10 protein-coding genes are annotated in these 13,274 nt (G+C 69.7%); 2 read left to right on the top strand and 8 right to left on the bottom strand.

Features of this window, described 5'->3' with window-relative positions:
• Positions 1–7: 7 nt before the first annotated feature.
• From ACIRRS_RS15205 to ACIRRS_RS15170, 8 genes are all read right to left on the bottom strand, one after another.
• On the bottom strand, positions 8–2,398 hold the full coding sequence (locus ACIRRS_RS15205) for a hypothetical protein (RefSeq protein WP_402970220.1): 2,391 nt from the start codon (positions 2,396–2,398) through the stop codon (positions 8–10).
• An 81-nt stretch (positions 2,399–2,479) separates the two neighbouring features.
• On the bottom strand, positions 2,480–3,493 hold the full coding sequence (locus ACIRRS_RS15200) for a glycosyltransferase family 2 protein (protein ID WP_402970217.1): 1,014 nt from the start codon (positions 3,491–3,493) through the stop codon (positions 2,480–2,482).
• A gap of 205 nt (positions 3,494–3,698) precedes the next feature.
• Positions 3,699–4,892, bottom strand: a complete 1,194-nt coding sequence (locus ACIRRS_RS15195) for an acyltransferase family protein (RefSeq protein WP_402970214.1) — start codon at positions 4,890–4,892, stop codon at positions 3,699–3,701.
• 206 nt (positions 4,893–5,098) lie between these two features.
• Positions 5,099–6,292 (bottom strand): elongation factor Tu, encoded by a 1,194-nt coding sequence (gene tuf / locus ACIRRS_RS15190; RefSeq protein ID WP_402970211.1) that lies wholly within the window; start codon positions 6,290–6,292, stop codon positions 5,099–5,101.
• A 220-nt stretch (positions 6,293–6,512) separates the two neighbouring features.
• Entirely contained in the window at positions 6,513–8,618 is a 2,106-nt protein-coding gene (fusA, locus tag ACIRRS_RS15185; RefSeq protein WP_402970208.1) for an elongation factor G, read from the bottom strand.
• A 39-nt stretch (positions 8,619–8,657) separates the two neighbouring features.
• Positions 8,658–9,128: a 30S ribosomal protein S7 gene (gene rpsG / locus ACIRRS_RS15180; protein WP_030055803.1), complete on the bottom strand. Its 471-nt coding sequence runs from the start codon at positions 9,126–9,128 to the stop codon at positions 8,658–8,660.
• Positions 9,129–9,130: 2 nt separating this feature from the next.
• A complete protein-coding gene (gene rpsL / locus ACIRRS_RS15175) occupies positions 9,131–9,502 on the bottom strand; it encodes a 30S ribosomal protein S12 (RefSeq protein WP_014144289.1) in 372 nt (123 codons plus the stop codon).
• Positions 9,503–9,920: 418 nt separating this feature from the next.
• A complete protein-coding gene (locus ACIRRS_RS15170; protein ID WP_402970205.1) occupies positions 9,921–10,478 on the bottom strand; it encodes a DUF1707 and DUF4190 domain-containing protein in 558 nt (185 codons plus the stop codon).
• A 248-nt stretch (positions 10,479–10,726) separates the two neighbouring features.
• Here ACIRRS_RS15170 and ACIRRS_RS15165 point away from each other — a divergent pair, with 248 nt between their 5' ends.
• Together ACIRRS_RS15165 and ACIRRS_RS15160 are read left to right on the top strand one after the other, a co-directional pair.
• A complete protein-coding gene (locus ACIRRS_RS15165) occupies positions 10,727–11,533 on the top strand; it encodes an ABC transporter ATP-binding protein (RefSeq protein WP_402970202.1) in 807 nt (268 codons plus the stop codon).
• Complete coding sequence (locus tag ACIRRS_RS15160) at positions 11,530–13,167, top strand: transporter (protein WP_402970199.1); 1,638 nt, start codon at positions 11,530–11,532, stop codon at positions 13,165–13,167. Before ACIRRS_RS15165 ends, ACIRRS_RS15160 begins: the two co-directional genes overlap by 4 nt.
• Positions 13,168–13,274: the final 107 nt, after the last annotated feature.

The raw sequence follows: 13,274 nt of genomic DNA, 5'->3' as shown, positions 1-13,274 counted from the left end.
TGTCGGGTCAGGAGAGTTCGTAGACGGCCATCCGGCCGTTGTCGAAGACGGGGGTGGCGAGGGTCTTCAGCAGCGGGGACTCCGGCACCGGCTTCCGGTCCGCCACCAGGTAGCGGACGTGGTACCGGTCGTGCAGCTCCCGCAGGATGTCGGCGGTCGGGTTGTAGATCGCGTCGTCGTTCAGCTTCAGCAGCGGCTGGTCCCAGAAGACGGCGGTCTTCTGCGACATCAGCCGCGGCGAGTACGCCCAGCCCTCGACCAGGACCGAGCGCTCCGAGTAGCCGCTGAGCCAGAACGAGAGCGGGTTCCAGCCCGCCTCGCCCACGGCCCCGTACTCGGCGTTGGAGCGGTAGTGGTCGTTGGTGACCAGGATGTCGGACGGCTTGCTGTGCGCCCGCACCCAGCGGGCCGCCTCGACCTGGCTGGCCGGCATCGGCCAGGCGCCGTCCCAGGTCACCTGCCGGGCCTGCGCGACGTCGAGCAGCAGGGACGGCGCTCCGGCCACCAGCGCGGCCGTCAGCAGCACCAGTCCGCCCCGGCGCCGCAGCGCGGGCAGTGCCCGTCCGGCGGCCCACCAGAGCAGGCCGCAGACCAGTGCCGCACCGGCCAGGGCCGCGGCGGCCGCCAGGAGCGGCACCAGGAGGGTGTACGACTGGGCGCCCGCGGAGTCGCCGATCGCGTCCAGCGCGAACCGGGCCCAGTCGCCCGAGTACTCGTGGACGCCGTAGGTCAGCAGGCCGACGAAGGCGAGCGTCCCGGCGGCCAGCGCGGCCTTGCCCCGCGCCGGCAGCGCCGCCCGTTCGAACACCTCGCAGTAGCCCCAGGCCGACAGGAGCACGCCGAAGGGCAGGCCGGCCAGGGTGAAGTAGCTCGCGTTGAAGCCGTTGACCACCAGGTAGGCGGCCGGACCGGCCACCGCGCCGCCCAGCAGGAACCACTGCACCGGATCGAGCCGCAGCCGGCGCCGCCACATCAGCGGCAGCATGCCCACCAGCCGGAGCTGGTGGTTGAGGAGGAAGGCGACCAGCGTCGCCGCGACGACCAGCGCCTGGACGGCGGTGCCCCGGGTGTGCTGCGGATCGGCCCAGTACCGCTCGATGTTGCCGAACGGCAGCACCTCCAGGCCGTAGCTCTCGAACCGGAAGAGCACGGCCGTGGCGAACAGTTGGGCGCCGCCGACGATCGCGCCGAGGCGCACGATCGTCCAGGGGATGCGCCGGGTGCCGATGAGCACCATCAGGCCGGCGACGGCCAGCCCCGCGAGGGTGACCGGCAGCAGGCTGGCCTTGGCGGCGCTGGAGGCGAGCGCGAACATCGCGACGAGCACGTAGCCGCCGCGCCCGAGCCGGGGCACCGCCTCGTCGCCCGAGTCGGTCCCGTCGCGCCGCAGCGCGTCCGCGACCACGCCGATCAGCGCCATCAGCAGCGGCTGGCTGTAGGTGAGCGACAGGCTCGTCCAGGCCATCAGCGGCACCAGCGGGGCGCCGAACGGCCAGCCCTGGGTGTTGAGCGGGTAGACGGCGTTGAACTCGCCCACCGCGAACACCAGCAGCGCCGCGACCGGCCCCACCCAGGCCCGGCCGGACAGCCGGTGGCCGACCACCGCCGTGACCACCATGGCGAGGGCCACCAGGGCCGGCACCATCAGCCGCATCTGGACGACCGGCAGGTCGATGTGGCCGACCATGTCGGTCATCGCCATGTGGACGAAGGTGAACCAGTGGTAGTGCAGCGGCTCGCCCGCGGCCTGCGGGAAGGTCAGCGGGACGTTGTGCTTGGCGTTGCCCGCCAGCGAGAGCAGGTAGGGCAGGTCGATGTACTGCCGGGTGGACTCGGCGTCCGGCAGGATCGGGTTGCGGCTCAGCGCCACGGCGTACAGGTAGGCGCTCGTGCCGCCGACGATGCCGGCCACGGACCAGTTCCAGGCCGTCGAGGTCCTGCGGTAGCCGCGCGGCAGCCAGTGCCGCCGCAGCCGGGGCACGGCCGCGAACGGGACGACCACCGCCAGCGGCCAGGCCGTCGCCGCGGACTGGAGGCCGAGGCCGACCAGCACCGCCCAGGCCGCCAGCTCCAGCACGAGGCCGACCACCGCGCCGAAGGCGAGGTCCTCGATCAGCGTGTGCGGGCGCCGCCGCAGCGCCCGGAACACCAGCGTGCCCGGGAGCACGACGCCCCAGGCCGCGTAGAAGGTGTACCGGGCGACGTCACCGGGCGAGGTGTCGGACGCGAGCAGCAGGGCGACCAGCAGGCCGTACGCCGCCAGGGCCGGTAGGAACCGCGCCAGCCGGGCGGCTGCCCCCGAGGGGGCGCCGCCGGCCTCCGGCACCGGTGCTCCGAGCCGTCTCCCCGCCTCCGTGGGTGTCCCGAGGGAGGATGCGGTGCTGTCGGTGGTGCCCATGTGTGTGTTTCTCCTGCGAGCTCTGCGTCCGGTCGTGGAGGCCGGTGGCACGGTCCGGTCCCGGTGCGGGACCGGCCCGTCTCATGCCACGTACTCGGAGACCTTCCGGGTTCCCGCGCCGCGACCCTCGGCCGAGTCGTAGCCCACGAAGTAGGCCGGGCGGGCCTGGGCCGCCGAGTAGATCCTGCCGACGTACTCGCCGAGCAGGCCCATGCAGACCAGCTGGACGGCGCCGAGGAACAGCATCCCGATGAACAACGAGGACCAGCCCGGAACGGTCTTGCCCAGGGCGTACTCGACCGTGGTGTAGACGCCCAGGGCGAAGCAGAGCACGAAGCTCAGCAGGCCCAGGTACGTCGCCAGCCGCAGCGGGGCGGCGGAGAAGTTGGTGATGCTGTCGATGGCCAGGCGGAGCATCTTCGACAGCGGGTAGTGCGTGCTGCCGGCGACGCGCTCCTCGCGGACGTAGACGACCTCGCCGCTGGGGAAGCCCAGCCACGGCACGAGCAGGCGGTAGACCGGCTGGTGCTCGGGCATCGCCTTGAGCGCCTCGACGGCGGCCCGGCTCAGCAGGCGGAAGTCGCCGGCCTGGTTGGGCATCTTCTTGCCGACGAGCTTGCGCATCAGCCAGTAGTACGCGCCGGCCGTGCGGCGCTTGAACACCGTGTCGGTGCCGCGGTCGCCGCGGACGCCGTAGACGATGTCCAGGTTCTTCTGACGGGCGAGCTCCAGCATCTCCGGGATCTTCTCCGGCGGGTCCTGGAGGTCGGCGTCGATCGACACGACGTAGTCGCCGAAGGCCCGGTGGATGCCGGCGGTCAGCGCGGCCTGGTGCCCGGAGTTGCGCGCGAAGCGGACGATCCGGAACTCCGGCCAGTCCTGGTGGATCTTCTGCATCAGCGCCGGGGTCGCGTCCGTGCTGCCGTCGTCGATGCCGACGACCTCGTAGGAGATCCCCAGCTCGTCGAGGATCGGACGCAGCCGCTCGACGGTCAGGGGCAGCGCCTCCTGCTCGTTGTAGATCGGCATGACGACCGACAACAGCGGCGCCGGGACGTTGGCCTCCGGCTCTGCCGATACAGCTGCGGTGTACATCAGTTGTCGCCTGTTTCCTTGTGGATGAGAAGGATCGATCGGTGCCGGGGGGACGGCGGTGGGCGCCGCGGCCGAACGACCTGGAGGGGTGCGGGGGACGCGCCGCGGAGGAGCTCCGGGCCGGGTGGCAGTCAGGCTAGCAGCAGGTCTTTACCATTCGATGAGCGGATCTTGAGAAGTTCGTTCACCGAAGGCCCCGCCGCCGTCAGGGCTTCGCGGGGGCGGATTCGTCCGAGGTCTTGCGCATGGTCGCGATGGAGCGGTCGAGCGCCGTCTTGAGCACCTTCGACACCGGCCGCTCCACCAGGCGGTGGATCAGCCAGGCGGTCAGCAGGGCCGCGGCGAGCGCCGTGGCGAGCGCCGCCTGGACGCTGAAGTGCTTGGTGAGCAGGAAGTGGATGAACGTCCATCCGGCCTCCTGGTGGATCAGGTAGAGCGGGTAGGTGAGCGCGCCGGCGACGGTGAGCCACTTCCACTGCACCCGGTTGAACAGCCCCAGCGCGGCGCCCAGGACCATCGCGAACGCCAGGGTGACGGCGGCCGCCATCACGCTCCAGGACAGCTGGTGGCCCAGCACGTTGACGTACATGCCCTTGATGTCGTTGAGCCGGCTGAGCGCCAGGATCCAGGAGAAGCCGACGATCCCCCAGAGCAGCAGGTTCTGTCCGAAGCGGTACATGAGGAACATGCCGACGCCGGCGATGAAGAACGGCGATTCGTTCGGCATGACCATCGTGGTCAGCAGCGGTATGCCGGCCTGCGGGGCCAGGAGCGCGAGGATCGTCCAGATCCCGCAGAAGGCGACCACCCGGCGGTAGGTGAGCCCCATCGCCACGACCACGGCGAACAGCAGGTAGAAGCGCATCTCGACCCAGAGGGTCCAGTAGACGCCGTCCACGTGGCGCATGCCCATCGGGGTCTGCATCATCGTCAGGTTGCCGAGGATCGTGCGCAGGTTCAGGCCCTCGTCCGCGCCCGTGCGGGCGAACCGGGTGAAGGTCAGCACCACGAAGCTGGTCAGCGCGATGCCCGCCCAGTAGCCCGGGTAGAGCCGGACCACGCGGGAGACGAAGAACTCGCCGGACCTCTTGCCCCAGCAGCTCATGCAGATCACGAAGCCGCTGATGACGAAGAACAGCTCGACGCCCAGCCAGCCGTACGCCGCCGCCTTGTTCAGCAGCGGCAGGACCTCCTTCGGGGTGTTCCCCGCGGTCCAGATGCCGCCGATGCCGACGTACGCCGTCCAGTGGAAGGAGAGTACGCAGAGCGCGGCGAGCAGTCGCATGCCGTCCAGCGCGTAGAGCCGCGGGCGCTTGGCCGGGAGGCCGTCCTGTTCGGTGCGCTTGGCCGAGCGGCGCCGGAGCAGGGAGGGCTTGGTCAGCGGTGGGGCAGAGGTCATTCCGGAGCGCTTTCGGCGAGTGGGGCGGAGATGAACCACGGCCGGCCTCGCTCTGCGACGGCGGCGGGTGCCTCAGTGTATCCGGCGTGCGCGGCCCCTACCTTCGGGTGCCCCGGGGTCAACCCGACACGCCGAAGGGCCCCGCACACCCTGGGGTGCGCGGGGCCCTTCGTCAGCCTGTACGGGCAGGCAGGTCAGATCGTCAATTACTTGAGGATCTTGGTGACCTGGCCGGCGCCGACGGTGCGGCCACCCTCACGGATGGCGAACTTCAGGCCCTCCTCCATGGCGATCGGCTGGATCAGCGCGACCGTCATGGCGGTGTTGTCGCCCGGCATGACCATCTCGGTGCCCTCGGGGAGGGTCACGACGCCGGTCACGTCCGTGGTACGGAAGTAGAACTGCGGGCGGTAGTTGTTGAAGAACGGGGTGTGGCGGCCACCCTCGTCCTTCGACAGGATGTAGGACTGGGCCTCGAAGTCGGTGTGCGGCGTGACCGAACCCGGCTTGATGATGACCTGGCCGCGCTCGACGTCCTCGCGCTTGATGCCACGGAGGAGCAGACCGACGTTCTCACCGGCCTGGCCCTCGTCGAGCAGCTTGCGGAACATCTCGATGCCGGTGACCGTGGTGGTGGTCTTGGTCTCCTTGATGCCGATGATGTCGACAGTCTCGTTGACCTTGAGGATGCCACGCTCGATGCGGCCGGTGACGACGGTGCCACGACCGGTGATCGTGAAGACGTCCTCGATCGGCATCAGGAACGGCTGGTCCACGGCGCGGGCCGGGGTCGGGATGGCCTCGTCGACCGCGGCCATGAGGCCGAGGAGCTTCTCGCCCCACTCCTTGTCGCCCTCCAGCGCCTTCAGCGCGGAGACGCGGACGACCGGCAGGTCGTCGCCCGGGAACTCGTACTCGGAGAGGAGCTCACGGACCTCGAGCTCGACGAGCTCCAGGATCTCCTCGTCGTCCACCATGTCGGCCTTGTTCAGGGCGACGACGATGTAGGGGACGCCGACCTGGCGGGCCAGGAGGACGTGCTCCTTGGTCTGCGGCATCGGGCCGTCGGTGGCGGCGACGACGAGGATCGCACCGTCCATCTGGGCCGCACCGGTGATCATGTTCTTGATGTAGTCCGCGTGACCCGGGCAGTCGACGTGGGCGTAGTGACGCGCCTCGGTCTGGTACTCGACGTGCGCGATCGAGATGGTGATACCGCGCTGCCGCTCCTCCGGCGCCTTGTCGATCTGGTCGAACGGCGTGAAGGGGTTGATGTCCGGGTGAGCGTCGTGCAGCACCTTGGTGATCGCCGCGGTAAGGGTCGTCTTACCGTGGTCGATGTGACCGATGGTGCCGATGTTGACGTGGGGCTTCGTCCGCTCGAACTTCGCCTTCGCCACTGCAGTCCTCCTGAGGACAGTTCCTGTACGCCGTGCTGACGTCAGTTGGTCTTTGATCGGGCTTGGTCCGGGGTGCCGGAAGCACCTCGCACCGTCCCGCGGGTGGGGGCCGGAGGCCCCGGGGGAATCCTGTCGGGATTCCCCCGGGTCGCCTCCTAATAGCCTAAGGGGTCGGAATCATCCCGATTGTCGGGCTGATCCAGAGCCGGCGAAGCCGGACTCACTCACCCTTGGACTTGGCGATGATCTCCTCAGCCACGGCCTTGGGGACCTCGGCGTACGAGTCGAACTGCATCGAGTAGCTCGCGCGACCAGAGGTCTTGCTGCGCAGGTCACCGACATAGCCGAACATCTCGGAGAGGGGCACCAGCGCCGTGACGACGCGGGCACCGTGACGCTCGTCCATGGACCGGATCTGGCCACGGCGAGAGTTGATGTCACCGATCACGTCGCCCATGTAGTCCTCGGGCGTGGTGACCTCGACGGCCATCATCGGCTCGAGGAGAACCGGCTTGGCCTTCCTCGCGCCTTCCTTGAAGGCCATCGAACCGGCGATCTTGAACGCGAGCTCGGAGGAGTCGACGTCGTGCGCCGCACCGTCCAGCAGGCTCACGCGGACACCCTGGAGCGGGTAGCCGGCGAGGATACCGAACTCCATGGCCTCCTGGCAGCCGGCGTCGACCGACGGGATGTACTCCCGGGGGACGCGGCCACCGGTGACCTTGTTGACGAACTCGTAGCCCTCGGCCTGCTCGAGCGGCTCGATCGCGATCTGCACCTTGGCGAACTGACCGGAACCACCGGTCTGCTTCTTGTGGGTGTAGTCGATGCGCTCGACGGCCTGACGGATCGTCTCGCGGTACGCGACCTGCGGCTTGCCGACGTTGGCCTCGACCTTGAACTCACGCTTCATACGGTCGACCAGCACCTCGAGGTGCAGCTCGCCCATACCCGCGATGATGGTCTGGCCGGTCTCCTCGTCCGTGTTGACCTGGAAGGACGGGTCCTCCTCGGCGAGACGCTGGATGGCGACACCCAGCTTCTCCTGGTCACCCTTGGACTTGGGCTCGATCGCGACGCGGATGACCGGGGCCGGGAAGTCCATGGACTCCAGGATGACCGGGCTCTTCTCGTCGGACAGCGTCTCACCGGTGGTGGTCTGCTTCAGGCCCATGACGGCGACGATGTCGCCGGCGCCCACCGACTCGATCTCCTCACGCTTGTTCGCGTGCATGCGGTAGATCTTGCCGATGCGCTCCTTCTTGCCCTTCACGGCGTTCAGCACCGAGGTGCCGGACTCCAGGCGGCCGGAGTAGATCCGGACGAAGGTGAGCTTGCCCAGGTGCGGGTCGGACATGATCTTGAACGCCAGCGCGGCCAGCGGCTCGTCGTCCGAAGCCTTGCGGGAGATCTTGGTCTCCGGGTCGTTCGGCTTCGTGCCCTCGACGGACTCGATGTCCAGCGGGGACGGCAGGTACTTGACGACCGCGTCGAGCAGGGGCTGAACGCCCTTGTTCTTGAAGGCGGTACCACAGAAGATCGGGGTGAAGTCCGAGTTCAGGGTGCCCTTGCGGATCACGTCCTGCAGCAGCTCGACCGGGATCTCCTCGCCCTCGAGGAAGAGCTCGGCGATCTCGTCGCTGATGGTCGAGACGGTGTCGATCAGCTGCTCGCGGTACTCCTCGGCCTGCTCCTGCAGGTCGGCCGGGATGTCGACGATGTCGTACATCTCGCCCTTGGCGGCCTCGGCGGACCAGACCAGCGCCTTCATGCGGACCAGGTCGACAACGCCCTGGAAGTCCGCCTCGGCACCGATCGGGAGCTGCATCACCAGCGGGGTGGCGCCGAGGCGCTCCACGATGGTGTCGACGCAGAAGAAGAAGTTCGCGCCCGTGCGGTCCAGCTTGTTGATGAAGCAGATGCGCGGGACGCCGTAGCGGTCGGCCTGACGCCACACCGTCTCGGACTGGGGCTCGACACCGGCGACACCGTCGAACACCGTCACGGCACCGTCGAGGACGCGCAGCGAGCGCTCCACCTCGACGGTGAAGTCGACGTGACCCGGGGTGTCGATGATGTTGATGGTGTTGTCGGCGCCGTCGACCGTCCAGTGACAGGTCGTCGCGGCCGACGTGATCGTGATGCCGCGCTCCTGCTCCTGCTCCATCCAGTCCATGGTGGCAGCGCCATCGTGGACCTCACCGATCTTGTACGACACACCGGTGTAGAACAGGATCCGCTCGGTGGTGGTGGTCTTGCCCGCGTCGATGTGCGCCATGATCCCGATGTTGCGGACCTTGGCGAGGTCAAGGGAGGTTGCAGCCATGGTGGCTCGTTCTCTCTCTGTCTAGTGACGGGGTAGGGACTACCAGCGGTAGTGCGCGAAGGCCTTGTTGGACTCGGCCATCTTGTGGGTGTCCTCGCGACGCTTCACGGAAGCGCCCAGGCCGTTGCTGGCGTCGAGGATCTCGTTCATGAGGCGCTCGGTCATGGTCTTCTCGCGACGGGCGCGGGAGTAACCGACCATCCAGCGCAGCGCCAGGGTGCTGGCGCGGCCCGGACGGACCTCGACCGGAACCTGGTAGGTCGCGCCACCGACACGGCGGGACTTGACCTCGAGGGCCGGCTTGACGTTCTCCAGCGCGCGCTTGAGCGTGACGACCGGGTCGGAACCGGTCTTCTCACGGACGCCCTCGAGGGCGCCGTAGACGATCCGCTCGGCGGTGGAGCGCTTGCCGTGCAGCAGGATCTTGTTGACCAGCTGCGTGACGACCGGGGAGCCGTAGACCGGGTCGATGATGACCGGGCGCTTCGGGGCGGGGCCCTTACGAGGCATTCTTACTTCTCCTTCTTGGCGCCGTAGCGGCTGCGAGCCTGCTTGCGGTTCTTGACACCCTGGGTGTCGAGGGAACCGCGGATGATCTTGTAGCGGACACCAGGAAGGTCCTTCACACGACCACCGCGCACCAGCACGATGGAGTGCTCCTGCAGGTTGTGGCCCTCGCCCGGGATGTAAGCGGTGACCTCGATCCCGCTGGTGAGGCGCACACGGGCGACCTTGCGAAGCGCCGAGTTCGGCTTCTTCGGGGTGGTCGTGTACACACGCGTGCAGACCCCACGGCGCTGCGGGGAGCCCTTCAGCGCGGGAGTCTTGTTCTTCTCGACCTTGTCCTGCCGGCCCTTTCGGACCAGCTGCTGGATCGTAGGCACCGTTTCTCCGTTTTCTGTGTGCCAAGGCTTGGTGGAACTAACCTGCGGTGATCCGGACGACTCCCTCGCACACGACCCCGTGGTCGACCCACGCGGTCGGGTGTGTTGGGTTCATTCCGGCACGGAATCCCATGAGCTGATGTACAGCGACGGCGCTCTACGCGCGGGGCGTTTTGAGGCGCTCCGGCTCGGCGCGGCGACCGGTGTGCATGCACGCACAAGGACCCGGGGACACCCCAGGCACAAGGTCAGAGCGTACCTAGCGCATGGGGCGCGGTCAAAACAAATGCAACGCCGCAGGTCGCGGCCCTCGGCCGGGTGTCACGGGGGTGTCCCCCACGCGACGGGGCGGTGTCGGGCCGCCCTCCACCCGCTCTACCACAGCCGGGTGGCGGTCGCCACCCGGGAGGACGGCCTCCTAGTAGCCCGGGCCCGGGTGCTGACCGCTGGACGCGACGGCGACGATGCCCGCCAGGATGATCAGCCCCCAGAACGCCAGGCCCAGGTAGCCGAGGATCAGCCCGGTGATCGCCGCCCAGTCCCCCTCCTGCTGCCGCTGGCGGATCTGGCTGCGGGCGATGTGGCCGGTGATCACGGCGACCGGGGAGAGGCCGAAGAGTCCGAAGACGAAGGAGGAGACCGCCAGCCCGTTCGTGGAGCGCGGCATCGGCATGGGCATGGGCATCGGCGGGGGCGGCATGAACGTCGCCGGGATCCGCGCCTCGGCGGGCGCGGGCGCGGGGGCCGGCACCGGGCCGGAGGGAAGGTCGGCGATCAGCGAGGCCAGCTGGCCGTACGTCTGAGCGGCGGCCGCCGCCTCGTGGCGGTGCTCGTACTCCTGGACGGAGAGCCGGCCCTCGGCGAAGGCGGCCTTCAGCACGTCCACCGTGCGGTCCCGGTCCGCGTGCCCGGCGCGCATGCCGTTCTGGCCCCCGGACTGCTGGGAACCGGGATCTCCCCACGATTGAACGGACATCCGCCACCTCCGGCACCGCAGACGCGGTCGTGTTTCTCGCTGAGTTTCATAGTGCAGGACGAACGACCCGCCTGAGTAGTTGCCAATTCGGCACCGAACAAACGGAGATGTGTCTTCCGTATCGCCGACTCCCCCGGTCCGTCAAGCTCCGATGACGCTCAACTCACGGGACAGCCGCTCAACAGGGCGGATACGGTCACACCAGGTCAGGAACGAAGCCCACGAAGCAAGAAGAATAGAAGGCAGCCATGCAGGCGTCAGCGCCGCAGTCGTCGAACCCGCCCGGGCCGGGCACCCCGTCCGCCGTCAGCATCCAGGGACTGTGGAAGCACTTCGGCAGCCAGGCCGCCGTGGCCGGGCTCAGCCTGGAGCTGCCGGCCGGGGCGTTCATCGGGCTGGTCGGCCCGAACGGCGCGGGCAAGACCACCACGCTGTCCATGGTCACCGGGCTGCTCCGGCCCGACCAGGGCACCGTGCTCATCCACGGCACGGACGTCTGGGCCGACCCGGTGAGCGTCAAGGCCCGGATCGGCATCCTGCCCGAGGGCCTGCGGATGTTCGAGCGGCTCAGCGGGCGCGAACTCCTCCAGTACGTCGGCCGGCTGCGCGGCCTGCCCGGCGCCGAGGTGGACCGCCGGGCCGAGGAGCTGCTGGCCGTCCTCGACCTCGGGCGCGACGCCGACAAGCTCGTCGCCGACTACTCCACCGGCATGCGCAAGAAGATCGGCCTGGCCTCCGCGCTGCTGCACAACCCCGACGTGCTGTTCCTCGACGAGCCCTTCGAGGGCGTCGACCCCGTCTCCGCGCAGACCATCCGCGGCGTGCTCAAGCGGTACGCGGCCGCCGGCTCCACCGTCGTCTTCTCCAGCCACGTCATGGAGCTGGTCGAGCAGCTCTGCGACTGGGTCGCCGTCGTCAACGCCGGCCGGGTCATCGCCCAGGGGCCGCTGGACGCCGTCCGCGGCGGGAGCAGCCTGCACGAGGCGTTCCTCGGCCTGATCGGCGTGCGCGAGGACGACGGGCAGTCCCTCGGCTGGCTCGGGGGCGGGCAGTGACCGCCCCCGCCGCCGCCGTCCGCCACCAGGTGCCGGACGGGCCGACCGTGGTCCGCGCGCTCGTCGCGCTCAAGCTGCGGCTGGTGCGCAACGGGCTGCGGCGCAGCCCCGGCCGTACCGCCGTCTTCGTCATCGGCGGCCTCCTCGGCCTGGCCTTCGCCTCGGCCATCGCCCTCGCGATGGCCCTGATGAACGGCAAGTTCGACGGCTCCGGCGACGCCGGGGTGATGCTGCTCGGCACCATGACCCTGGGCTGGGCCGCGCTGCCGCTGTTCCTCTTCTCCAGCGACGAGAGCTCCGACCCGACCCGGCTCACCATGCTGCCGCTGCGCCCTGGCCCGCTGCTGCGCGGGTCGCTGCTGGCCTCGCTGGTCGGGCCCGGGCCGGTGATCAACCTGGTGCTGGTGGTCGGCGCGGCGCTGTCCGGTGTCGGCGGCGGCGCCTCGGTGCCGTTCGCGGTCGTCGGGGTGCCGCTCACGCTGCTGTGCCTGGTCACGCTCTCCCGGGCCGTCGCGGCCGGGAACGCCCGGATGCTCTCCAGCCGGCGCGGCAAGGACTTCGCGATCTTCGGCGGGCTCCTCTTCGCCCTGCTCGTCCAGGTCGCCAACCTCGGCTCGCAGACCGTCTTCGGCCGCCCGGGCAAGGACGGGACCCTCGACCTCAGCCCGCTGCAGCCGATCGGCTCGGTGCTGCGCTGGATACCGCCGATCAGCGCCACCGACGCCGGGCGCACCGCCGGCGAGGGCCGGTACGGGCTCGCGCTGCTGCAGCTCGCCTCCTCCGCCGCCCTCCTGTACCTGCTGCTGCGCTGGTGGCGCAGCAGCCTGACGGAGCTGATGGTCACCGCCGACTCCTCCACCCTCGACGTCGCCCGCGGCGTGCAGCAGTCGCGCGGCTGGCGCTTCCTGCCCGAGGGCCGGGTCGGCGCGGTGATGCAGCGCCACCTCCGGTACGCCTGGCGCGAGCCCCGGGCGAAGGCCGCCGTCTTCATGAGCGTCGGCATGACGCTGGTGATCTGCGTGATGTCGGTGGTCCAGGGCTGGCAGAGCGTCTACCTGCTGGCGATGACCGGGGTGTTCCTCGGGCTCCAGATGCTCAACCTGTTCGGCATGGACGGCTCCGCGTTCTGGATGGTCGCCGCGACCCTGCGCACCCCGGCCGACGCCCGGGACGAGCTGCGCGGCCGCGCGTACGCCGTGCTCTCGTACGCCCTGCCCGTCACGGTGGTGCTCGGGCTCGTCCTGGCCGCCGTCACCGGCGACTGGGCGGGCCTGCCCTCCGCGATCGGCCTGGCGCTGTGCCTGCTGGGCTGCGGGATCGCCCTCGGCTCGGTGTTCAGCGTGATGGCGCCGTACACGATGCCGGCCGACAGCAACCCGATGCGCAACGCCGCCCCGGGGCAGGGCGGGCTGATCCTGCTCAACCAGTTCGGCTCGATGCTCGGCGTCGCCCTGCTGGCCCTGCCGGGCATCGGCTACCTGGGGTTCGCCCTGGCGTCCGACGTCCCGACTTGGCCGCTCCTGCTCGCCGGGCCGCTGTACGGCGCCCTGATCGCGACCCTCGGCATCCGCTACGCGGCCACCCGGTTGCTCCGGCGCACCCCGGAGATCCTCGCCAAGGCCATCGAGCGCTGACCGGCCGCACGGAACGCCCGGCCCCTCACCCGGGGGCCGGGCGTTCCCGCGTCCCGGGGGTTCCGCGCGGCGCTCCGGCATCATGGGCGGGAGGACATCGTGGTGGT

It is taken from the genome of Kitasatospora sp. NPDC101183, from assembly GCF_044767945.1.
GTDB lineage: Bacteria > Actinomycetota > Actinomycetes > Streptomycetales > Streptomycetaceae > Kitasatospora.
The sequence above is the reverse complement of the archived record's forward strand: the minus strand, read 5'-3'. Positions and strand labels throughout refer to the sequence as shown.

Coding starts and splice junctions, on each gene's coding strand:
- ACIRRS_RS15195 (WP_402970214.1), bottom strand. CDS start 4,892: ATGACCTCTGCCCCACCGCTGACCAAGCCCTCCCTGCTCCGGCGCCGC.
- ACIRRS_RS15205 (WP_402970220.1), bottom strand. CDS start 2,398: ATGGGCACCACCGACAGCACCGCATCCTCCCTCGGGACACCCACGGAG.
- rpsG (WP_030055803.1), bottom strand. CDS start 9,128: ATGCCTCGTAAGGGCCCCGCCCCGAAGCGCCCGGTCATCATCGACCCG.
- ACIRRS_RS15170 (WP_402970205.1), bottom strand. CDS start 10,478: ATGTCCGTTCAATCGTGGGGAGATCCCGGTTCCCAGCAGTCCGGGGGC.
- ACIRRS_RS15165 (WP_402970202.1), top strand. CDS start 10,727: ATGCAGGCGTCAGCGCCGCAGTCGTCGAACCCGCCCGGGCCGGGCACC.
- ACIRRS_RS15200 (WP_402970217.1), bottom strand. CDS start 3,493: ATGTACACCGCAGCTGTATCGGCAGAGCCGGAGGCCAACGTCCCGGCG.
- fusA (WP_402970208.1), bottom strand. CDS start 8,618: ATGGCTGCAACCTCCCTTGACCTCGCCAAGGTCCGCAACATCGGGATC.